General features: G+C 66.2%; 15 protein-coding genes, 1 rRNA gene and 1 other RNA gene. 8 read left to right on the forward strand and 9 right to left on the reverse strand.

Annotated features, from left to right (window positions below; genetic code table 11):
• Positions 1 to 10 precede the first annotated feature (10 nt).
• The 4 genes from EO141_RS00175 to EO141_RS00190 all read left to right on the forward strand — a co-directional run bounded on the left by EO141_RS00175 (position 11) and on the right by EO141_RS00190 (position 9,214).
• Positions 11 to 1,063 (forward strand): LacI family DNA-binding transcriptional regulator, encoded by a 1,053-nt coding sequence (locus EO141_RS00175; protein WP_119129925.1) that lies wholly within the window; start codon positions 11 to 13, stop codon positions 1,061 to 1,063.
• A gap of 134 nt (positions 1,064 to 1,197) precedes the next feature.
• Positions 1,198 to 4,227: a TonB-dependent receptor gene (locus EO141_RS00180; RefSeq protein ID WP_127168217.1), complete on the forward strand. Its 3,030-nt coding sequence runs from the start codon at positions 1,198 to 1,200 to the stop codon at positions 4,225 to 4,227.
• Between the two features lie 323 nt (positions 4,228 to 4,550).
• On the forward strand, positions 4,551 to 7,583 hold the full coding sequence (locus EO141_RS00185) for a TonB-dependent receptor (RefSeq protein ID WP_115678155.1): 3,033 nt from the start codon (positions 4,551 to 4,553) through the stop codon (positions 7,581 to 7,583).
• A 110-nt stretch (positions 7,584 to 7,693) separates the two neighbouring features.
• Complete coding sequence (locus tag EO141_RS00190; RefSeq protein WP_127168218.1) at positions 7,694 to 9,214, forward strand: tryptophan halogenase family protein; 1,521 nt, start codon at positions 7,694 to 7,696, stop codon at positions 9,212 to 9,214.
• Positions 9,215 to 9,461: 247 nt separating this feature from the next.
• Here EO141_RS00190 and pyrF read toward each other — a convergent pair whose 3' ends face one another.
• Together pyrF and EO141_RS00200 are read right to left on the reverse strand one after the other, a co-directional pair.
• The gene (gene pyrF, locus EO141_RS00195; RefSeq protein ID WP_016904023.1) at positions 9,462 to 10,187 is read right to left on the reverse strand and encodes an orotidine-5'-phosphate decarboxylase; all 726 of its coding nucleotides are present in this window, start codon (positions 10,185 to 10,187) and stop codon (positions 9,462 to 9,464) included.
• Positions 10,184 to 11,146, reverse strand: a complete 963-nt coding sequence (locus tag EO141_RS00200) for a 5'-nucleotidase, lipoprotein e(P4) family (RefSeq protein WP_127168231.1) — start codon at positions 11,144 to 11,146, stop codon at positions 10,184 to 10,186. The genes pyrF and EO141_RS00200 overlap by 4 nt, the downstream gene beginning before the upstream one ends.
• Positions 11,147 to 11,440: 294 nt before the next feature.
• Here EO141_RS00200 and EO141_RS00205 point away from each other — a divergent pair, with 294 nt between their 5' ends.
• The gene (locus EO141_RS00205; protein WP_127168219.1) at positions 11,441 to 12,109 is read left to right on the forward strand and encodes a DUF480 domain-containing protein; all 669 of its coding nucleotides are present in this window, start codon (positions 11,441 to 11,443) and stop codon (positions 12,107 to 12,109) included.
• 136 nt (positions 12,110 to 12,245) lie between these two features.
• Here the strand turns inward: EO141_RS00205 and EO141_RS00210 are convergent, their stop codons facing one another.
• Positions 12,246 to 13,280, reverse strand: coding sequence for a DUF4272 domain-containing protein (locus tag EO141_RS00210; protein ID WP_127168220.1), 1,035 nt, complete (start codon positions 13,278 to 13,280; stop codon positions 12,246 to 12,248).
• 77 nt (positions 13,281 to 13,357) lie between these two features.
• Here EO141_RS00210 and EO141_RS00215 point away from each other — a divergent pair.
• Positions 13,358 to 13,433: non-coding RNA, sX9 sRNA (locus tag EO141_RS00215), on the forward strand.
• 4 nt (positions 13,434 to 13,437) lie between these two features.
• Here EO141_RS00215 and EO141_RS00220 read toward each other — a convergent pair.
• Complete coding sequence (locus EO141_RS00220; RefSeq protein WP_127168221.1) at positions 13,438 to 14,028, reverse strand: GNAT family N-acetyltransferase; 591 nt, start codon at positions 14,026 to 14,028, stop codon at positions 13,438 to 13,440.
• A gap of 63 nt (positions 14,029 to 14,091) precedes the next feature.
• A complete protein-coding gene (rep, locus tag EO141_RS00225; protein ID WP_016904281.1) occupies positions 14,092 to 16,068 on the reverse strand; it encodes a DNA helicase Rep in 1,977 nt (658 codons plus the stop codon).
• 113 nt (positions 16,069 to 16,181) lie between these two features.
• Here rep and EO141_RS00230 point away from each other — a divergent pair, with 113 nt between their 5' ends.
• Positions 16,182 to 16,817 carry a thymidine kinase gene (locus EO141_RS00230; RefSeq protein ID WP_016904282.1) on the forward strand — a complete coding sequence of 212 codons (636 nt, stop codon included), beginning with the start codon at positions 16,182 to 16,184 and terminating at the stop codon, positions 16,815 to 16,817.
• A 510-nt stretch (positions 16,818 to 17,327) separates the two neighbouring features.
• Entirely contained in the window at positions 17,328 to 18,572 is a 1,245-nt protein-coding gene (locus EO141_RS00235; protein ID WP_115678160.1) for a GAF domain-containing sensor histidine kinase, read from the forward strand.
• 134 nt (positions 18,573 to 18,706) lie between these two features.
• On the opposite strand, the gene EO141_RS00240 is transcribed toward EO141_RS00235, so the two are convergent.
• From EO141_RS00240 to rrf, 4 genes are all read right to left on the reverse strand, one after another.
• A complete protein-coding gene (locus tag EO141_RS00240) occupies positions 18,707 to 20,308 on the reverse strand; it encodes a glucan biosynthesis protein D (RefSeq protein WP_127168222.1) in 1,602 nt (533 codons plus the stop codon).
• Between the two features lie 67 nt (positions 20,309 to 20,375).
• Positions 20,376 to 21,479, reverse strand: coding sequence for a DUF4380 domain-containing protein (locus EO141_RS00245; RefSeq protein ID WP_127168223.1), 1,104 nt, complete (start codon positions 21,477 to 21,479; stop codon positions 20,376 to 20,378).
• 184 nt (positions 21,480 to 21,663) lie between these two features.
• Positions 21,664 to 22,479, reverse strand: coding sequence for a bifunctional DNA-formamidopyrimidine glycosylase/DNA-(apurinic or apyrimidinic site) lyase (gene mutM / locus EO141_RS00250; RefSeq protein WP_127168224.1), 816 nt, complete (start codon positions 22,477 to 22,479; stop codon positions 21,664 to 21,666).
• Between the two features lie 417 nt (positions 22,480 to 22,896).
• Positions 22,897 to 22,990, reverse strand: a 5S ribosomal RNA gene (gene rrf, locus EO141_RS00255); the annotation flags it as partial.

Raw genomic sequence — 22,990 nt, forward strand, 5'->3', positions numbered from 1 at the left:
AGGTTTTGCCATGAGTCGGCCACGCTCCGAAGGCGGCAGCGTCACCATCAAGGACGTCGCGCGCGAAGCGCAGGTGTCGGTGGCAACGGTCTCGCGCACCATGAACGGGCATCAGCACGTGGCCGAATCGGTGCGCGAACGCGTGCTGCAGGTGGCCCGTGCGCTGCATTACATCCCGCATCACGCCGCGCGCAGCCTCAGCAGCCGGCGCACCCACACCATCGGGGTGGTGCTGCCGGACCTGCATGGCGAATTCTTTTCCGAATTGATCCGCGGCATCGACCAGGTGGCGCGCGAGCAGGGCTACCACCTGCTGGTGTCCAGCTCGCACGGCGACCCGCAGGCGCAGCGCAAGGCGCTGGAACGCCTGCCCGGGCGCGTGGACGGGGTGGTGGTGATGTCGCCCTCGCTGGGCGACTCTGGCGTGCACGAGGATGCCCTGCCCGGCGGCCTGCCCGCGGTGCTGCTCAACTGCGCCGGCACCGCCAGCCAGCGCCCGGTGCTCAACGTGGACAACTACGGCGGCGCGCGGATGATGACGCGGCATCTGCGCGACAGCGGCCACCGCCGCATCGCCTTCATCGCCGGGCCGGCCGACAACTTCGATGCGCACGAGCGTCTGCGCGGCTACCGCGACGAGCTGGCGCTGGATGCCGACGCGCAGCCGTGGGTGCTGCCGGGCAACTTCGACGAAGAGTCCGGCTACCGCGCCGGCCAGACGCTGGCGCAGGACACCCGCCCGGATGCGGTGTTCGCGGCCAACGACATGATGGCGCTGGGCTGCCTGTTCGCGCTTGGCCATGCCGGGCTGAAGGTGCCGCAGGACATCGCGCTGGCCGGCTTCGACGACGTGCCGATGGCGCGCTACGTGCTGCCGGCACTGACCACCATGCGGGTGGATATCGCCGGGCTGGGCGCACGCGCATTGCAGTTGCTGCTGGGCCAGCAACTGGCCGATGCGCCTGCACCGCCCCCCGACGCCGCACCGCCGGCGTTCTCGGAGATGGTGCCCGAACTGATCGTGCGCGCATCCAGCGCGCCGCGTGCGGCGCCTCCCACCTGAGACGCGCCACCGCGCCTTGCCGAACGTGTGTTGCTTGCAGTCCCTGCCGTTGTTGCCAGCTGTCCCGCTTTACGCCGTACCGACGCGCCAGCCACTTCGCTGGTTCGCGCTTTACCCCTGGGAGGGGGAAAGTCATGAAGCATTACCGCACTGTCTCCACCCTGCCGGCGCGCAGCCTGTTGTGCTGCGCCCTTGCCGCCTCGTTGCTGGCCAGCACCCCGGCCATGGCCCAGTCCAGCAACGCCACCTTGCGCGGCCAGGTCGCCGCGGCGCAGGCCGGCACCACCGTGACCGCGACCAATGTCGCCAGCGGCGCCGTCCGGCGCGTGCCCACCGGCGCCGACGGCAGCTACGCGCTGGTCGGCCTGCCCCCGGGCACCTACAAGGTGGACGCCGGCCCCGGCAGCGAACAGACCGTGACCCTGTCGGTGGCCTCGTCGGTCACCTTGAACCTGGGCGGCGGCGCGGCGGCGGCGCCTGCCGGCGATGCCACCACGCTGGATGCGGTGCAGGTCACCGCCACCACGCTGCAGGAGGTCAAGACCTCCGAAGTGGGCACCAACGTGTCGCTGAAGCAGATCAGCACCGTGCCGCAGCTGACGCGCAACTTCCTGGAGTTCGCCGACACCGTGCCGGGCATGCAGTTCGAGACCAACTCCAACGGCAACAGCCAGATCCGCGGCGGCGCGCAGGGCAGCTCGGCGGTGAACGTCTACATCGACGGCGTCGGCCAGAAGAGCTACCTGTTCGGCGGCGTGTCCGGGCAGGAGCAGAGCGCGGGCAATCCGTTCCCGCAGCTGGCCATCGGCGAGTACAAGGTCATCACCTCCAACTACAAGGCCGAGTTCGACCAGGTCGGCTCGGCGGCGATCGTGGCCTCGACCAAGTCCGGCGGCAACGAATTCCACGGCGAGATCTTCGGGCGCACCAGCAACACCGATTTCCGCGCGCGCCAGCCCGACGAGCGCGCCGGCGCGCCCAACGCCGACGGCAGCAAGCGCAAGACCCACCAGGACGAATACGGCTTCGCGCTGAGCGGGCCGATCGTGCAGGACAAGGCGCACTTCTTCTTCAGCTACGAAGGCAAGGGCTTCGAGGTCTCGGCCGATCCGGTGGCCGTGCCCGACCGCTTCAGCGCGCTCAGCGACGACCTGCCGGCCGGCGTGCAGGGCCGGCTGGGCTCGGTGACCCGCCCGTTCAACGAAGACCTGTACTTCGGCAAGGTCGACTGGGACATCGGTGAAAACGATCGTCTGGAACTCACCGGCAAGTATCGCGACGAGGAAAGCCGCGACAGCGTTGGCGGCCAGACCACCGCGATCGCCTCCAAGATCAACCTCAATACCGAAAAACGCTTCGACCTGCGCTGGCAGCATTACGGCGAGCGCTACGTCAACGAGGCGCGCGTGTCCTACGAGGACGTGCTGTTCAATCCCACCGCCTATACCTTGGGCAGCCAGACCGTGTACACGCGCGGCATCGCCGAAGACGACGTGCTGCTCAACGACGGCGCCACCAGCGGCCTGGCGATCCAGCGCAAGGGCCAGAAGGGTCCCAGCTTCCAGAACGACCTGACCTTCAACAACCTCGAGTGGCACGGCAACCACGTCATCAAGATGGGCGTGAAGTACAAGGAAGTGGAGCTGACCCAGAGCGAGAACTCGGCAGCCAATCCGTCGTTCTATTACGCAGTGGGCGATGGCGTCGGCACCTCGGCCGTTCCCTACCAGGTGCGCTTCAACCTGCCCTTCGCCGGCGCCGCACCGTCGGTGACCACCACCAGCAAGCAGCTGGGCCTGTACATCCAGGACGATTGGGACGTCAACGACAAGCTGCAGTTGAACCTCGGCGTGCGCTGGGATGGCGAAAAGATTCCCTCGTACCTGGACAACGTGACCCCGCCGGAAGTGGTGGCGGCCTTGAACGGCCCCGGCACCGATCCGGCGGTGAGCGCCACCTACGCCGAGCAGCTGGCCAAGGGCGGGGTGAATATCAACGACTACATCAGCAACGGCCGCAATCGCAAGCAGGACAACAACAACTTCGCACCGCGCCTGGGCTTTTCCTACGACTTCCGCGGCGACGAGTCGCTGGTGCTGTTCGGCGGTGCCGGCCGCAGCTACGACCGCAACCTGTTCGACGTGATGGGCCTGGAGCAGATCAAATCCGCGCTGGCGCAGTACACGATCCGCTTTGCCGGACCCACCGACTGCGTCCCGGCGCCGGGCACCTGCACCGCGTTCGATCCGGCGTATGTGAGCAACCCCGACAGCCTGGGCAACCTGGTCGATGCGCGCGTGCGCAACGGCGAGATCAACCTGCTCAACAACGATCTGAAGACGCCGTACGCGGACCAGTATTCATTGGGCCTGCGTACCCAGCTGGGCGAGTGGAACACCTCGGCCACGCTGTCCTATATCCACAGCAAGGACGGCTTCATCTTCACCCTGGGCAACCGCTATGCCAACGGCGATTTCTTCCAGAACGGCGCCCAGGCGTTCGAGCAGCGGCCCCAGGGCTTCGGCAACCTGATCATCGGCAACAACGGTGTGGAGACCAAGACCGGCCAGCTGCTGCTGTCGGCGGACAAGGCCTATACGCAGGAAAGCGGCTGGGGCCTGACCGCGGCGTATACCTTCTCGCGTGCACGCGGCAATCGCGGCAACGACGATCGCTACGGCTTCGATGCGGCCACCATCGCCGACTACCCGTTCCTGGACCTCAATGCAGTACCGCGCCACCGCCTGGTACTGACCGGCATCTACGACCTGTTCTGGGGCATCAGCGGCTCGGCCAAGCTGACCCTGGCCACGGTGCCGCCACGCAACGAGGCGATCTCCTACGACCAGTACGGCGGCCCCAGTTCGGACAATATCCGCGTGGTGTCGGTGGATGCGCCCGGCGGCAAGTTCATCGCTGGCGGCGACATCTTCGGCACCCGCCAGCTGGACCTGTCGTTGTCCAAGGACATGCACATCACCGACGCGGTCACCGTGCAGGTGCGCGGCGACCTGATCAATGCGCTGAACTTCCGCAACTACGATCAGTACAGCATCGACTGGGGCAGTGCCGGCGTGTACGACCCGCGCGTGCGCATCAACCAGTACGGCGCGATGTCCACCCCGCCACGGACCTTGTTCATGAGCGCACGCATCATCTGGTAACGGCAGCGTTGGCGGCATCCGGCGTCCCGGCGCCGGTGCCACCCCCGCTGCCTAAGCTGCATCGGCCCCACGGCAATGGGGAGGGGCCGCCTGCAGGCTTGTTGCATCGTCCCGATTGCGGTGTGTTGCTGTGGCGCGGCGCGCGATGCGCGCGATGCGCGCGATGCTGCAGCCAGCACGCTCCCATTGGCGATTCGTTTTTTGTTGTGTTTGCCGTCCCTGCTGTCTGTTGCCGCTGTACCCGTTCCATCCACACCAAGCACCAACCTCGACGCGCCAGTCACTTCACTGGTTCGCGCTTTACCCCTGGGAGGGGGAAAGTCATGAAGACTCACCGCACCGTCTCCACCCTGCCGGCACGCAGCCTGTTGTGCTGCGCCCTGGCTGCCTCGTTGTTCGCCACCACCCCGGCCATGGCACAGTCCAGCAACGCCACCTTGCGCGGCCAGGTCGCTTCCGCGCAGAGCGGCAGCGAGGTCGTCGTCACCAATGTCGCCACCGGCTCGGTGCGACGTGCGCCGGTCAATGCGAACGGCAACTACACCATCGTCGGCCTGCAACCGGGCACCTACACCGTCGAATCCAACGGCGTCAGCCGCACGGTGACCCTGTCGGTGGCCTCCAGCGCCACCGTTGATCTCGGCACCGAGGCGGCGGCAGCGCCGGCCGGCGATGCGACCACGCTGGACACGGTGACGGTCAGCGCGCCGATGATCCGCGACGTCAAGACATCGGAGGTGGGTAATACGGTTTCGCTGCGGCAGATCCAGCAGCTGCCGCAGGCCACGCGCAACTTCCTGGAGTTCGCCGACACCGTGCCGGGCATGGTGTTCACCATCGACCAGGACGGCAACACCAAGTTGCGCGGCGGTGCGTCCAACGCCAGTTCCAGCAACCTGTACATCGACGGCGTGAGCCAGAAGAGCTATGTCTCCGGTGGCGGTATTGCCGGGCAGGACGAGACCCAGGGCAATCCGTTCCCCCAGCTCGCCATCGGCGAGTACAAGGTGATCACCTCCAACTACAAGGCCGAATACGGCCAGATCAGTGGCGCGGCGATCACCGCGGCCACCAAGTCCGGCACCAACGAGTTCCATGGCGAGGCGTTCTATCGCTTCACCAATCAGGATCTGCGTGAGAAGCGCCCGGACGAAGAAGATGGAAAGGTGGACTCGCAGACCAAGGAATACGGCGTTGCGATCGGCGGCCCGCTGATCCAGGATCGCATGCATTTCTTCTTCGCCTACGAAGGCAAGGACAACGTGGCGCCCAAGAGCGTGCAGCCAAGCGCCGAAGCGGCGCCGTTCGTCGGCCTGCTGCCGTCCAATCTGCGCGACCAGTACGGCGCGTCCAACATGCCGTTCACCGAAGACCTGTACTTCGGCAAGATCGACTTCGAGCCGACCGATAACGACCGCATCGAGCTGGCCACGCAGTACCGCGACGAAACCCAGGTCAGCAACGTCGGCGGCCAGAACGCGCCCGTCCGCGCAGTGGACAAGATCAACAAGGACAAGCGCACCAGCCTGCGTTGGCAGCACAGCGCCGACAGCTGGTTCAACGAAGCCATCCTCACCACCGAGGATTCGCGCAACGTGCCGACACCGCGCGGCATCGGCAACGGCTCCATCTATACCTACATCGACCGGACGCAGGCCGATCCGCGCCAGTGGGTCTTCCTCAACACCGGCGCCGCCAGCGGCGAAGACTTCAAGCTACGTAGCCAGAAGGGCTGGTCGTTCCAGAACGATCTGACCTTCAACGCACTGCAGTGGCATGGCGAGCACACCATCAAGACCGGTGTGACCTATCGCGACATCAAGCTGACGTCGCGCGAGTCCAGTTCGCTCAACCCGCAGTTCAGCTATGAAGTCGGTCAGAACGGTGTTGCGCCGGTTCCCTTCCAGGTGCGCTATATCCGTGCGTTCGACAATCCCGGTCAGGTGCCGGTGGTGGAATCGCCGTCCAAGCAGTACGGCATCTACCTGCAGGACGACTGGGCAGTGAACGACAAGCTGATGCTCAACATCGGCGTGCGTTACGACTATGAGGACACCCCGGCCTACACCGACTTCGTGACCTCGCAGCCGTTCATCAATGCGCTGTATTCGGACGACCCCGACAACCCGGGTCAACCGTGGGCCAACCGTCTGCTGCCCAGCGGCATCAACGTGGCCGACTACATCAGCACCGGCAACAACCGCAAAAATTTCAAGGACGCCTGGGCACCGCGCTTCGGCTTCTCGTATGACTTCTTCGGCGACGAGAGCGCGGTGCTGCATGGCGGCGCCGGTCGCTCCTACGATCGCAACCTGTTCGAGCAGCTCGCACTGGAATCGGTCAAGGCGGCGCTGTCACCGGTGGTGGTGTACTTCAGCGATGCTGCCAGCGGGCAAAGCTGCTTCCGCGACGACCGTGCGTGCACGGCGTGGAACCCGGCATATTTCACCGGCATCGATCAGCTCAATACGATCGATGGCACCAGTGACAGCTCCGAGCTTTTCATGTTCAAGAACAAGCTCAAGACCCCGTACAGCGACCAGTACAGCATCGGTATCAGCAACCAGGTCGGCGACTGGTTGACCGACGTGACCTTCCAGCGCGTGCTGGCCTATGACGGCCTGGTGATGAGCCTGGTCAACCGCTACCCGGATGGTGCGTACTTCGACGCCACCGGCAGCGTGCCCTGGGGCGAGCCGGTGCCGGGTTACCGCAATACGATCCTGGGCTACAACGGTCTGGAGCAGCGCAGCAGCCAGGTGTTGCTGTCGGCCGAAAAGCCCTACACCAAGGAATCGGGCTGGGGCTTGAACCTGTCCTACACCCACACCAGCGCGCGCCAGAACCGCACCATCGACGAGCCATTCGCGTTCGACAAGGCCACCATTCGCGACTACCCGTTCGTGAAGTCCGATGCCGTGTCGGCGCATCGCTTCGTCGCGTCCGGCTCGATCGATGGCCCGTGGGGAGTGACCTTCGGCGCCAAGTTGGTGCTGGCCACGCCCGAGCCGATCAACACGATCGCCTGCTACGGCTTTACCGATCCCGATGGCGGCACCTGCCAGGCCGTGGGCGTGACCCCGCCGGGCAATGGCAAGTTCCTGCTGGGTGGCAAGATCTGGGGCTACCGCACCGTGGACCTGCAGGCCAACAAGGAGTTCACGGTGGTGGGCGACTTCAAGCTCAACGCACGCATCAACGTGCTCAACGCCTTCAACTTCAAGAACTTCACCCAGTACCAGTACAACAGCTTCGGCAGCAACGGACGCCTGCAGCCTGACATCACCGTGGTCGACAACGGCGAAATCAGCTATGTGCCCCGTAGTGTCGTGCTGGAAGTGGGCGCCAAGTTCTGATGCAGCCCAACGCCATCTGTCTGCGCTGTGCAGGCAGATGATCCGGACGGGGCCAGCTGGCCCCGTTCGCTTGTTGGCGGTTCCCACTCTCGTACAGGATCGAACGCCGCATGCTCCCCGCTCCACTGCGCAACATCGTCATCGTCGGCGGCGGCACCGCCGGCTGGATGGCGGCCGCGGCCTTCGCGCGCGTGCTTGGCCCCGGCTTCAAGGTGCAGCTGATCGAATCCGAACAGCTCGGCACCGTTGGCGTTGGCGAGGCCACCGTGCCGCACATCAAGGCCTTCAACAATCTGCTCGGCATCGACGAGGCCGAGTTCGTGCGCCAGACCCAGGGCAGCTTCAAGCTCGGCATCGAGTTCGTCGACTGGCAGCGGCCCGGCACTTCGTACATCCATGGCTTCGGCACGCAGATCGGGCACCCGCTCGGGCTGCTGCCGTTCCACCAGTACTGGATCAAGCAGCACGCGCGCGGCAAGGCGCAGCCGCTGGGCGCCTACACGCTCAACACCGTGGCTGCGGTGCGCGGCAAGTTCATGACCTCGGCCGGCGATGTGCCGGCCAATTCGCCGCTGGCCAACATCGCCTACGCGTACCACTTCGATGCCACGCAGTACGCGCGCTTCTTGCGCACTTACTCCGAACAGCGCGGCGTCACCCGTCTCGAGGGCCTGGTCGAACAGGTGCAGCTGCATGCGGACACCGGCCACGTGCAATCGCTGCAGCTGGCCTCCGGTCAGGTCGTCAGCGGCGATTTGTTCATCGACTGCTCGGGCTTCCGCGGGCTGTTGATCGAAGAAGCCTTGCACACCGGCTACCACGACTTCACTCATTGGCTGCCGTGCGATCGTGCGCTGGCGGTGCCGAGCGAAAACGTCGGCCCGCCCACGCCGTACACGCGCTCCACCGCGCGCGCGGCCGGCTGGCAGTGGCGCATTCCGCTGCAGCACCGCACCGGCAACGGCTATGTGTATTCCAGCGCGCACATCAGCGACGACGAAGCCGCCGCCACCCTGCTCGCCAACCTGGAGGGCACGCCGCTGGCCGACCCGCGCCCGCTGCGCTTCACCACCGGCCGGCGCAAGCAGTTCTGGAACCGCAATGTGGTCGCACTGGGCCTGGCCAGCGGCTTCCTGGAACCGCTGGAATCGACCAGCATCCATCTGATCCAGGCCGGCATTTCGCGGCTGCTGGAGCTGTTTCCGCGCGAGGGCATCAGCCCGGTGCTGGTGCAGCGCTACAACGACCGGCTGGCGTTCGAGTTCGACCGCATCCGCGATTTTTTGGTGCTGCACTACCACGCCACCGAGCGCGACGACAGCGCGTTCTGGCGGCACTGCCGCACGATGCCGATCACCCCGGAGCTGCAGACCACGCTGGACCTGTTTCGCGACAGCGGGCGCTTCTACCGCAATGCCGAGGAGATGTTTGCCGAGATCAGCTGGGTGCAGGTGATGGTCGGCCAGGGCATCCTGCCGCAGGGTTACCACCCGCTGGTGGACCAGGTACCCGATCACGACGCCGAACGCTTCCTGGCCAGCGTGGCGCAGACCATCGGCCACTGCGTGGATGTCATGCCCACCCACCAGCAGTTCATCGATCGCTACTGCAAGGCGGCTGCGCCGCGCTGAGCGACGCCACGGCAGGCGCAATCGCCACATGCACCGATCGGCAGGCAAAAAAAAGGATCGGGCACAAGGCCCGATCCCTTCGAAAACCGGGACAAGCCCGGTGGACAATGAGTGGCACAGCTTCCGACTGACATCGGACGAGGGGCATCGTACGCAGGCTTTAACGTTAAAGCAACACTTTAATTCTATCGCTTTAACTTATTGATTTTGCTTGCGTAGACATGGCCGGCGCGCGCCGGAGGCTCCGTCAGCGCTGCGCCACCGCCGCTTGAATCTCGGCCTGGATCGCAGCCGCCGCGGCGGCCGGATCGGTGGCCAGGCGGATCGGGCGGCCGACCACGATGGCATCGGCACCATCGTTGAAGGCCTGCGCCACGCCCACGGTGCGTTGCTGGTCGTCGCCGACCGGGCCGCCGGGGCGGATGCCCGGGCAGACGATCGAAAACCCGGCGCCGGTGGCGCTGCGGATCGGGCCGGCTTCCTGGCCGGAGGCGATCACCCCGTCGATGCCGGCTGCCTGTGCGGCCAGCGCGCGCTCCACCACCACCTCCACCGGCTCGCGGTCGATGCCCATCGCGGCCAGGTCCGGGCGCCCCATCGAGGTCAGCACGGTCACCGCCAGCAGGCGCATGTCGCCGTGGTTGGCCTCGGCGGCGGCCTGCAGCATGCCGGCGTGCCAGCCGTGCACGGTGCAATAGCTCACCGGCCACTGCGCCAGGCGGCGGATGGTGCCGGCCACGGTGGCGGGGATGTCGAAGAACTTCAGGTCCACGAACACGCGCTTGTCGCGCCTGGCCAGGGCGTCGAGCACCTGGAAGTACTCACCGGAGGCCAGCAGTTCCATGCCGATCTTGTAGAAGGACACCGACTCGCCCAGGCGGTCGACCCAGGCGATCGCCTCGTCGTGGCCGGGCACATCCAGCGCGAAGATCAGCCGCTCATGCGCGGCCAGCGGCAGCGGTGCGCGGCTCATCGGGCCACCTCCAGCGCGGCGCGCTTGGCGTCGTGGCGCTGCTGCCAGGGCTGGCCGTAGTCGTTGTTGAACTGCGCCGGCTCCCAGCCGCCGTAACTGGGGTTGGGCAGCATCCACCAGCGCTCGCCGAACCAGTCGTGGTACTGCTGCAGCAATGCGCCCCGCGCCTGGCCGGTGTTGGCGGTGACCTGCACGAAGTCGCCGAGCTGGTCGCCGAACTGCATCAGCACGCGGTACGTCTGCCCGGCCAGCTGGCGCCGGCAGTTCTTCTCGCTGCCGTTCTGCTCGCAGCCCTTGACCACCGTGCCCAGGCCCAGAAACACGCTGTCGTCGGCCACCGGCAGCCCGACGCTGCGCAGGTTGGCCAGCGTGGCGTCCTTGAGGTGCACCGCGCGGTTGGAGATGTAGATCAGGGTGATGCCGCGCGCGTTGGCGGCCTTGGCGAAGTCCACCACGCCCGGGATCGCGGTGGCCTTCTTCTCCGCCACCCACTGGTCCCAGCTCAGCTCGTCGTATTCCTTGCCGTCGCGCAGCAGGCGCGCCTGGTAGGGCGAGTTGTCCAGCACCGTTTCGTCCACGTCCAGCACCACCGCCGGCTTCAGCCCGCTGGCGGCATTGCCGCGCTCCTCGGGCACCAGCGCATCCCAGTTGGGCTGCTTCAGCGCAGCGTCCAGCTTGTCGGCAGCAGCGCGATAGGTCTGCTCGGCCACCGCGCGGTACTCCTCCGAGCGCTGCATCCACAGCACCGCATTGAGGTTGTCGTCGCCGGCCGGTGCGCTGGCGGCTGCGGGCTGCGGGGTGGTCTTGGCGGCGGCGCTGGCGGCCGCATTGGCGGACACGGCGGCGTCCTGCGCGCGCTGGGCCAGCTCCTTGTCGGCGGGCTTGCAGGCGCTCAGGGCCAGCGCGGTGCAGGCGAGCAGGGACAAGGGTGCGTAAAGCGAGGGGCGCATGGCATCCACCAGAACAGGAGCGGCAATGAAGACCGCGATTTTAGCGGGTTCGCGCCGCACCGCCCGCTCCAGCTGATGGCAGTGCCGCAGGCGCATGGAAGAAGACATCGCGATCGCGGGGTTCATGGCGATGCGCGAGTGCTGCATGCGCCTGCGCACGCTGCGGGCAACCGACCGCCTCCGCACCTGACCGCCTCTTCGCTCCCGCTGCCGGTGCCGGCATCGCCGGCGGGATCGTGGCCTGAAGAACGCCGATGCAGGAACGGCATATCCTTGTGCGCTGATTGCCCCGGAGTCGCCCCCATGACAGAGACACCTTCCCCGCCCGTCCTCGACACCGCCCAGGCCCGCGTGCTCGGCTGCCTGATCGAAAAGGAGGCGACCACGCCGGATGCGTATCCGCTCACGGTCAACGCCGCGCAGGTGGCCGCCAACCAGAAGACCGCACGCGAGCCGGTGCTGAACCTGCAGACCGGCGTGGTGCATCACGCCCTGCGTCAACTCGAGACCCTGGGGTTGGTGCGCCAGCAGTTCTCCTCGCGCGCCGAGCGCTACGAGCACCGGCTGGGCAGCGTGCTGGACCTGACCCGCCAGCAGGTCGCCCTGATCGGTCTGTTGCTGCTGCGCGGCCCGCAGACGCTGGGCGAGCTGTTCGCGCGCAGCGAGCGGCTGACACGCTTCAACGATGCCGACGACGTGCGCCACCATCTGGACCGGCTGATCCAGCGCGGCCTGGCCGTGCAACTACCGCGCGCCAGCGGCCAGCGCGAAGAGCGTTATGCGCATCTGCTCAGTGGCGAGCTGGATGTGGAGGCGTTGCAGGCTGCGGCCGCGCGCGCTGCGCCAGGCCCTCGCAGCAACGCCGACAGCAGCGAGCTGGAAGCGCGCGTACAAACACTAGAAGCCACGGTCGCCGAGCTGCAGGATGCGCTGGCCGCGGTGCAGGCGCGCCTGGAGGCGGCGGGCGCCTGAGCGCGACGGTCTGCGCCTGGAGATGCCCGCTGCACGTCGCCGCCCACGCCGATCGCAGTGCACGCACCGACCGGCCCGGCTACCGGACGAGGGGCCCTGCCGGACGGTGATGGCGCAGGTTGCGCCCCGGCCCCGCTTACGTCGGCGTATCCACCTCGTCCCAGTCGGCGTCTTCGAAGTGCAGCAGCCAGTTGAGGGCGTAGTGCCGCTCGTAGACCACGCCCGGCACGATGCCGGCCGGTGGCGGTTGCTCGCTCTGGCCGGCCTGGCGCACTGCCCAGTGCAGGCGCAAGTGCCGGTCCAGCGCATCCAGCAGTTCGGGCACCGGCCGTAGCGTCAGCGACGGCCGCGTCGCGGCGTCGGCATGCTCCAGCGCGCGCTGGGCAGCCAGGGGCACATCGCACAGGTCGGTCGGCTCCGGCAGCGCGTCGGCCAGCCCCAGGGCCCACTGCAGCACGGCCAGGCTCTCGTAGCGCCAGCCGAAGTTGGCGAGCTGCTGCGGCTCCGGCGCGGGTTGGGCAAAAAAGGCGCACTCCTGCGGCGACAGTGCCGCCGCCACGCCGGGCAGGCGGGCGTCCATCTCTTCCAACGCGGGCGGCGTATCGCCGGCGGCCAGCATCTCCGCGCGCAAGGCCACCGCAAACAGGCCCAGCATGCGCTGCGTCACCGTCGCAGCATCGCGCACCCGCGCTTCGGCCTCGCCAGGCACCGGCGGCAGGCCGGCTGGCACGCGGATGCCTTGCGTGGTCAGCTGCGCAAGTTGCTGCGCACGCCGCTGCAAGGCATCCGGCGGATACGGCACCTGCGCCTGCGCATCGATCGCCGGCTCGCCCTGGCTGATCAGCACCCGCCCGTGCGGATCGCGCACGCTGCCGTCGGCCAGGAAACACACCGCATTGGCTTGCTCGGCCCACTGCGCCAACTCCCCGAACGCCGCATCGTCGACCTCGAATGTGAAGTGCTGACGCACCCGCTGTACATGCCGCATCAGGTGATAGCGCGGCTGGGTCATCTGGCCGTCGCCGGCCTGGTTCACGTAGCCGACAAAACCGTGCAGATGATTGGCCAGTTCCGGATCGGCGTGGTCGCGGTGCTGCACGGCGGCGCGCGGCAGGAAATCCGGCCACACCGGCTCGCGCAGCGTGGAATAGGCGTTGACCAGCAATGGCATGCACGTGTCCTGGTTGGGGCGACGGACACCACGGCGGCGCTCATCGCCAGGCAGCTGCGGTCGGTGCGCGCAGTCTCCTGTGCCAGGTGTGCACCGGAGTTCTTCCGCGCCGTCCAGGCTGCGCTGACGACTGCTCGTTACGTTGTGCCGGCCGCGTTCAGCGGTGAGCGTCGCCGCCAGAGTGCCGCAGGCCTGCCCGGCTGTCCATGTCGACGGGACCCAGCTCGATCGTGTAATACAGCACCGGATCGGCCTCCTGGCTCAACACGCGCAGGCCTTGCCGCTGCAGCCCGAGTTTTTCCAGCGCGCGGATCGAATCGACATTGCCCGGCGACACGATCGCGCACAGCTGCGACAACCCCAGCACATCGCGCGCATGCGCCAGCACCGCGCGCCCGGCTTCGCTCACAAACCCCTTGCCGCGATGTTCGGGCAGCAGTGCAAAGCCGATATGCGGCACCGGCAAGGTATCGCGGCACAACAAGCCCAATGTGCCGGCAAAGGCGCCCTCGGCGCGCGTCTCCACCGCCCAGTGCGCAAAGCCGTAGCGTTGCTGGTGCGCCTGCGCCCACTCGCGCAGATGATCACGCGCCTGCTCGCGGGTCCGCACACCGCGGTCGTTGATGCCGGCGATGAAACCGGGGTCGTTGACCAATGCCAGCACCGCATCGGCATCGCGCTCGGGGTCGAGCGTGCGCAGGCGCAAACGCGGGGTTTCGATCACGACGGTCACGGCGCACTCCGGCATCAGGGCAACCCAGCCTGCCGTGCAGACGTGTCGCTGGCAAGCCTGCGTAGTACGCAACACCCGCTAGTCGAACAACGCCTGGATCGCCGCCAGGCCCGCGCTGGCACGCTCCTTCTTGCGCTCGGCATCGGCCACCGGGTCGGCGCCGTCGCGCTGCAATTCTTCGGCCGGGATCTCGTCGAAGAAGCGGCTGGGCTTGAGCCGCACATGCTCGCCGAACTTGCGCGTCAACTTGCTGTGGCTCATCCACAGCTGCTCCTTGGCACGGGTGATGCCCACATACAGCAGCCGGCGCTCTTCCTGCAGGTTGCCTTCTTCCAGACTCACTTCATGCGGCAGCACGCCGTCTTCGCAGCCGACGATGAACACATAACGGAATTCCAGCCCCTTGGACGCGTGCATGGTCATCATGCGCACCTGGTTGCCGCCGTCGTCCTTGTCGTTGCGCGACAACAGCGCCAGCTGCGCGGCCAGGTCGCTGGCACTGGCACCACGCGGGCCGCCTTCGAACCACTCGGCCAGCTCGTCCAGATTGCGCTTGCGGCGCTGGAAGCCGGTGTCGTCCTTGGACTGGTTGCGCAGGTCGTTGAGCAGGCCGGATTTTTCGGCCAGCATGCGCACCAGTTCTCCCGCCGGCAGCGTGGCCGAATGCTCGCGCATATCGCGCAGGATATCGGTGAACGCACTCAGGCCATTGGCCGCACGCGGCGGCAAGTGCTGCAGCGCGCCCATCGACTCGGCCGCGCGCGACATCGGTACCGACTTCGCACTGGCAAGCTCGGCCAACCGCGCCAGCGAGGTCGCCCCGACCTCACGCTTGGGCGACTGCACGGCGCGCAGAAACGCGGCGTCATCGTCGGGATTGACGATCAGCCGCAGCCACGACAGCACGTCCTTGACTTCCTGCCGCTCCAGAAACGCGGTGCCACCGGTCAGGTGATACGGCACGCGCAGCAGCTGCAGCGCCTTTTCCAGCGGCCGCGATTGAAAATTGCCGCGGAACAGGATGCAGAAATCGCTCCACGGCACCTGCTTGGCGGTCCCCAGGAACGAGATCTCGGCGGCGACCTTTTCCGCCTCGTGCTCGCTGTCGCGGCATTCCCACACACGGATGCGCTCACCGTCGGCCTGGTCGCTCCACAGCGTCTTCAGGTGTTCGTGCGGGTTGTGCGCGATCAAGGCATTGGCCGCACGCAGCACGCGGTTGGAGCAGCGGTAGTTCTGTTCCAGCTTGATGATTTCCAGCGCCGGATAATCGCGGCCCATCTGCTGCAGGTTTTCCGGATTGGCGCCACGCCAGGCGTAGATGCTCTGGTCGTCGTCGCCCACGCAGGTGAAGTTGCCGCGTGGCCCGGCCAGCATTTTCAGCAGCCGGTACTGCGCATCGTTGGTGTCCTGGCACTCGTCCACCAGCAGATAGCCGATGCGCTCGCGCCAGCCCAGTACGATCTCTTCGTTGGCCTCCAGGATCTGCACCGGCAGGCGGATCAGGTCGTCGAAGTCCACCGCGTTGAAGGTGGTCAGCCGCGCCTGATAGCGCTCGTACAGGCTGGCGGCTTCCTTTTCGCGATTGCTGCGCGCCGCCGCCATCGCCTGTTCGGGAGACAGGCCGGCGTTCTTGGCGCGCGAGATCAGGTTCTTGGCATCCTCGATCGCATCGGGCTTGGCGCCGTGCATCAGGTCCTTGATCTGGGCGGCGGCATCGTCGGAATCGAAGATCGAAAAGCCGCGCTTCAAGCCGGCAGCGGCGTGCTCGATCTGCAGGAACTTCAACCCCAGCGCGTGGAAGGTGCAGATGGTCAGGCCATCGGCGCCATCGCCACGGATGCGCTTGGCCACACGCTCGCGCATTTCCTTGGCCGACTTGTTGGTGAAGGTGATCGCGGCGATGCGCTTGGCCGGATAGCGGCCGGTGGCGATCAGGTGCGCGATCTTCTCCACGATCACGCGCGTCTTGCCGCTGCCGGCGCCGGCCAGCACCAACAGGGGACCTTCGCAGTGCAGCACTGCGGCGCTTTGCGGGGGATTGAGACCGTGCATAGAGACTTCCAACAGAGCGGGCCATTGTACCGGCGCCGCGTCGGGCAGGCCTGCGCCGCCGGTTCATGCAGATGGCTGTCACCGCCGGCCGCCCGGCCCGGTAAAATCCCCCGATGGCCAAGCTCTACTTCTACTACTCGGCAATGAATGCCGGCAAGACCACCACCTTGCTGCAGTCCGCGCACAACTACCGCGAACGCGGCATGCGCACCCTGATCCTCACGCCCAAGCTCGACCACCGCGCCGGCAGCGGCGTGGTGGCCTCGCGGATCGGGCTGCGCGCGGATGGGCGCACCTTCGATCGCAACACCGAGTTGCAGCAGCTGATCGAACGCGACATCCAGGCCGAAGGCGCGCTGCACTGCGTGCTGGTGGACGAGGCGCAGTTCCTCAATCGCGGCCAGGTCTGGCAGTTGAGCGAGGTGGTCGACCGCCTGCGCATTCCGGTGCTGTGCTACGGGTTGCGCACGGACTTCCGCGGCGAGCTGTTCGAGGGCAGCCAGTTCCTGCTGGCCTGGGCCGACGAGCTGGAGGAGATCAAGACCATCTGCCACAGCGGCAGCAAGGCCACCATGACCGTGCGCGTGGATGCGCAAGGCCACGCGGTGCAGGACGGCCCGCAGGTGGAGATCGGCGGCAACGAGCGCTACGTGTCGGTCAGCCGCGCCGAGTTCAAGAAGATCATGCGTGGCGAAGGGCGCATCGACCCGTTGCAGATCGCATTGCCGCTGCCACCGGCGGGCGCATAACGCCCACGCCCTGTTGGAAGGGCAGCGCGACGCTGGACGGGTTGCCCGCGGCTGGCAACGCCGATCGTCCACGGACCAGCCATCGACATGGCCACCGACGCGGGTGGCATGGCGTGCCAACGTCGTTTCGCACCTGGCGACGCATTGAACCCACGCAACTGCAGCGACACACGGCGGCCGTTACCCGATCCCGCCCGATGAACCTGATGCGCGGCTCGCGATCCTCCAGCTCCCGGATGATTCGGCATTATCGGCCCGGTATTTACGTGCCAGCGGACGGCTAACCCTGGCAGGGCGGCAGCTGAAGAATTCAGCCGGATGCTCTTGGCGCGCTGTCCTGATATGCGCTTGTGATGCGTCGCTAAACCCCCGCAGGCATGCGGTCGCCACTGCATCTTCGCTACACATCAACAGGCGTATCGTTGCGGGGCCGTTGCAGCGATCCGCGCGCAACCAGGCGCAACCGCAGTCCTGTAAACTGGCGACCATCCACTTGTCGGGAGGCAATACATGGGTCCGCTTCCTCCCGAGTTACGCGCCGATATCGCGCGTGTTGGCCGGCTATCGTCGGTGCCCGATGTCCTGACCGTTCTCACCCGTCTGACCGGCATGGGGTTCGCCGCCGTCGCGCGCGTGACCGATACGCGCTGGATCACCTGCCAGGTGCGCGACGACCTGGCGTTCGGTCTGGCGCCCGGCGACGAGCTACCGCTGGTCACTACCTTCTGCGACAGCGTGCGCACCCAGGGCAACGCGTTGTGGTTCGGCCATGCCTCCGAGCACCCGGTCTTCCGCGACCACCCCACGCCGCGGCTGTACGGCTTCGAAAGCTATGTCTCGGTGCCGATCAAGTTCGACGATGGCAGCGTGTTCGGCACCTTGTGTGCGCTGGACCCGTTGCCGCGCGTCATGGACGCACCGTTGGTGGAAAAGGTCGAACTGCTGGCGCAACTGCTGGCAGCGCAGATCCAGGCCGAACAACGCGCCGAAGAGAGCGCGCAGGAATCGCTGCGCGCGCGCAGCGAACTGGGGCGTGTCGGCGCCTCGGCCCGGCTGCGCGAAGAGTTCATCGGCATCCTTGGCCACGACCTGCGCAACCCGCTGCAGTCCATGCATGCGGTGGTGGACATGCTGGCGATCGACTCGCTCAACCAGCGCCAGGGTGGCGCGATCCGGTCGATGCAGCGCAGCCTGCGGCGCATGGAAGAGCTGATCGACTTTGCCAGCGATTTCGCACGCGGCATCGAGCGCGACTGGCTGCAGCTGGACTACGGCAACGGCAGCGATCTGCTCGATGCGCTATCGCAGGTCGTCGACGAAACCCGCGCCGCATATCCGAACCAGGTGCTGTCCACGCACGTGGCCATCGACGAACCGGTGCATGGCGATGCGGTGCGCCTGGCGCAGATGTTCGGCAGCCTGATGATCAACGCCGTGGTGCAGGGGCAACAGAGCTCGCTGATCAAGGCGATCGCGGTGACCGAGCAGGGCCGCCTGCGCATCGAGGTCTGCAATCTGGACGGTATCGACCCGCGCCGGCTCGACGTGCTGCACGCCTCCACCCACGTGCACGCCGGCGGACGCCCCTTGCCCGAAGTCGATCTGGGCCTGCACATGGCCGCGCAGATCGCCCGTGCCCATCAAGGCGAGCTGCGCATCATCAGCGGCAAGGACGGCACCTGCTTCCGGGTGGAGCTGGCATGCATGCGTCCGCGTGGACGCATGCAGCTTGTCGCCAAAACGAACCAGGCCTAGCAGACGCGCGGTCGCGCACCGCTTCGGCGTGCGCGTGATGGCAGCAGCAGCGTGCCGGCTCCCCGACCCGGCGCGATCTCGATGCGCCGTTGGCGCAAGGACCGCGGTGGCTGCCGGCCGCGCGTGGCCTTGCGCTAGTAAATCTTGCGCTCGCTCGGCGGCGGCGGCGTCCACTGGTACAGCCAGGTTTCGGTCAGCGGCTTGCCGTTGGCGCGCAGGAACAGCCGGATATCGATCTGCCGGGTGCTGTCATCCGGCGGCACCAGGTCGAACATCGCCCGATAGCCCTTGAGCTCATGCAGCGGACGCGCCGACACGATTTCGGTGCTCCCGCGCGAGACCTGGAGGATGGCCTCGACCTTGGCTTTCGGGTCCTTGGTCAACGCAGCCAGTTCGCCGCCGGCAAAATCCACCGCAAACCGCCACGAGAAATGGCTGCGCTTCTGCCCGACGATGCCGCCCAGGCCGGTGCGCGTGGCCACGCAATGCGCCAGCGGCGAACTGGCCGGCGGATGCGCGCCCCAGTACAGCCGGTACCCCATCAGCAATTCCTGGCCCGGCTGCGGCTTGTCCTGTGGATTCCAGAACGCCACGATGTTGTCGAAGGTCTCGTCCACGGTCGGGATCTCGACCAGCTGTACCGAGCCCTTGCCCCAGCCGCTCTTCGGTTCCACCCACAGGCAGGGGCGTTTCTCGTAGAACACGCCGTCGTCCTGGTAATGGTCGAAGTTGCGATCGCGCTGCAACAGGCCAAACCCGCGCGGATTCTCATCGACGAACATGTTGAAGCGCAGCTGCGGCGGGTTGCACAACGGCCGCCAGATCCATTCGCCGGCGCCGGTCCACATCGCCAAGCCATCGGTGTCGTGGATCTCCGGGCGCCAATCCCAATCCATGCGGTTATCGTTTTCGCCGACCTGATACATGCTGGTGCACGGGCCGATGCCCAGCCGCTCGATGGTCTTGCGCGGGTAGAGCGCGCTGTCGATTTCCATCACCAGCACCTCGCCATTGGTGATGGCGAAGCGATACGCACCGGCAACGCTGGGCGAGTCCAGTAGCCCGTACACCACCACGGTGTTCGAATCGTCTGCCGGCTGCTCCAGGTAGTAGGCGATGAAGTCCGGGAACTCCTCCGGCCCGCCGGTGCCGGTGTCGATCGCCAGCCCGCGTGCCGACTGCCCGTACTGGCCTTCCTTGCCGACTGCGCGGAAATAGCTCGCACCCAGGAAGGCGGAGAAATCGCGGTCGGTGTCCTTGCGTGTATTGAGACGGAAGCCCGCAAAGCCCAGGTCCTTGGGCAACTGCTTGCCGCCCAGGCCACTGCTGCCGTAATCGAACGCCGCCGGGTCGTAGGCCAGTTGCTGCGCCTTGCCATCGACAATGTCGTAGATGTGCACCGGAGTGTGGAAATACAGCCCCAGATGAAAGAACTTGGCCTGGAACTTGCCGTTGCCGTCGGCCCATAGCGCGTGATTCTGGCGGTAGCGGATCGACTGGTATTGATCCCAGTTCAATGCTTCCAGGGGCCCGGGAAGCAGCTGCTTATGGCTCTTGTAGGGCGCCGTGGCCAACGCACGCGCCTGCCCCTTGAGCCAGGCATAGTCGAACGGCTGCGGTTGCCCCAAGCGCCGCAGGCCAACGGCCTTGGCCGCCAGCGCCCACTGCGGCAGCGCCGGCAGACCGAGCGCGGCCAATGCGGCAGCGGCATTCTTCAGGAAATGGCGTCGTTGCATGCGCATCGATCTGATCAGGGAATGGCCGACATCATAGCCACAGCGCGGCACGGAGGTAATGCGCAGGTCAGGGCCCCGCAGACGAAGGCGCGCAGGCATTGATCAGCTGCAGCTCCTGCGCCTTGCTGCACAGGAACTGTTGTTGCGCCTGCTGCGCGTCCGGCCCGGAATAACGCAGCAAGGTCCATTGCTCATTCGCCTGCATGTGCGCACCCGGGGCCAGCTGCCGATACGGCGCGTGCACTTCCATTTCCAGCAGCCCGCGCTCGGGATGCTGCGGCGGCGCATCCAGATACAACTCCACCTGCCCCTGTTCCGGATGGATCGCCGCCAGCGGCTGATGCGCAAAGCGGATCACCAGGACCTGATCACCGGCGAAGCCCGCCATCCAGCCCGCCGAAGGTTGCAGCAACACCTTGCCGCGCTGAATCAGCCCGTCCTTTCGTGCATCGGCACGCAACGCAAACACACCACCGTGATGCCGATACGTGGGCGCAACCGTGCCAGGCTCGGTCGGTGGTTGCAGACGAATGTCTGCCGCCTCGGCAACCGGCACGAACACGCGCGTGCCCGCCGCAACCCGCGTGTTGAACCACAGGTCCCAACTGATCGGATCCTTGCGGATATTGCGTGTAGTGGCCTCCACCTCCACGGTATCGGCACGCGTGGATGAAAGCGCGACGCGCTTGCGGAGCTGCACGCCGGTGACCGGACTGGGCACCCCCTCCAACATCAGTTCATCGCCACTACGGGTGACTGCACGTGTGGTTGCCAGCGACAGATACGGATCCGGTGGCCAAACCGCGGTGGCAGCCTTACGTGTGAGGTTGACCTGTTGATGCACCCACCACTGACTCTGCGGCCCCACCCACACATCGTGGCCGAGATACGGGATATCGCCTGCAGTCGCGGACACTTCTGGCGCGGGCTGCTGATCAACCGCCTCGCCGGTCTTCAACACGTTGGGGTGTCCACGCAAATTGAAGGACAGCACGCGCCCACCGAACGCGGGCGTAGCACTGAGTTCAACAACTCCGTTGTGCAACTGGATGCGCTCAACTCCAGGTTTGGTGCTGGACGCAAGCTCTTCCGCGTATGCGCCTGTTGCCAGCGGCAACGCTGATGCACCCACAAGCATGATCGGCATTAAGTAGCGCAGTGAGGCAGGCATGGACGACTCCAATCACAGGACGTCACGATTGTGGCGCGATGCACGGCAACGCACCATCAAGCAATCGGCCGCTGCTGCTCCAAGCGCGCTGTTTGCTGTTATCCGAGGGCTACTGGCCAGCGGTCGTAACTGATCCAGAGCTGGAGGCTGGTGTTTCGATCAACGTGGGTCAGCTGGCCGGCGTTCAACGCTGGCAACTGCTGCACCACACCGTCGCGCGTTGCCCGATCGTGGCGTGTTTCAGCAAACGTCCACACTGCTTGCAGGTTTCACCCTCGCGCCCATACACCGTGAGTTCCTGCTCGAAATAACCGGGCGCCCCGTCCGGGCTGATGAAATCGCGCAGCGTGGTTCCGCCGCGCTGGATGGCGTAGCCGAGGATGTCTTTCACTGCCGTGGCCAGGCGCCGGTAACGGTCCAATGACACTTTGCCCGCTTCGCGTAATGGGCTGATTCCGGCGCGATGCAGGCTTTCTGCCGCATAGATATTTCCCACGCCGACGACGACCGCCTGATCCATCAGAAAGGTTTTCACTGCCGCGCGCCGGCCACTCGCCAGTGCATGCAGATAATCGCCAGTAAATGCATCCGATAATGGCTCCGGGCCAAGTGCCGCCAGCAGATCGTGCACGTGCGCATCGCTCTGCCACAACAGGCAACCAAACCGGCGCGGATCGTTGAAGCGCAGGATACGGCCATTTTCCAGGCTGATATCCACATGATCATGCGCCCGCGGCGGCGTATCGCCGGGTAACACGCGCAGGCTTCCGGACATTCCAAGATGCAGCAGCGCGCTGCCGCTGGCATCGGTATCGATCAACAGGTACTTGGCCCGGCGACGCACGTCGGTGATGGTCGCGCCGGGCAACAGACGTTCGATCTGCTCAGGGATGGGCCAGCGCAGATCGGGCCGCCGCAGGATGACGCCGTGGATGCGTTGGCCGACCAGATGCGGTGCCAGCCCACGCAAGGTGGTTTCGACTTCGGGCAGCTCGGGCATGCACAACTCCAATCGACCAGGCCGGCGGCACGCCGGAGCGGATCAATATGGTGGCCAAACGCGGTAAATCCAGCTTTGCAATCATCAGGGCAAAGTGGATGCCGCTGCAGTACCAGGAAGTGGGCCCCCAGCGTCAAGCGCGTGTCCTGGTATCGGTGCCCTGCTCCGATTGCGGCTTGCCGGTCCGGGTTCTGCGGTGACATTCAGACCTTTCGGCCTTGCTAGCGCGTCCTGCTTCAACGCAAGCGCCAGGCGCGAGCCCTGGCACCAGTGCCTGGCTCAGCCTGAGCGTCGAGCCTGCGGATGCGGATCCGCTGGTCAGCGTGCGGCCTTGCGCGGTGTTTTTGGCGGTTACGTTGCGGATTTTGGACAAAAAGAAACCCCCAGTCCTGTTGGACTGAGGGTTTCGGGTAAAGCCCCTGGCGATGACCTACTCTCGCATGGCTTGAGCCACACTACCATCGGCGCAGCTGCGTTTCACTTCCGAGTTCGGGATGGGATCGGGTGGTTC

This window comes from Xanthomonas sp. BRIP62415 (assembly GCF_003993515.1).
GTDB classification, from domain to species: domain Bacteria; phylum Pseudomonadota; class Gammaproteobacteria; order Xanthomonadales; family Xanthomonadaceae; genus Xanthomonas; species Xanthomonas euroxanthea.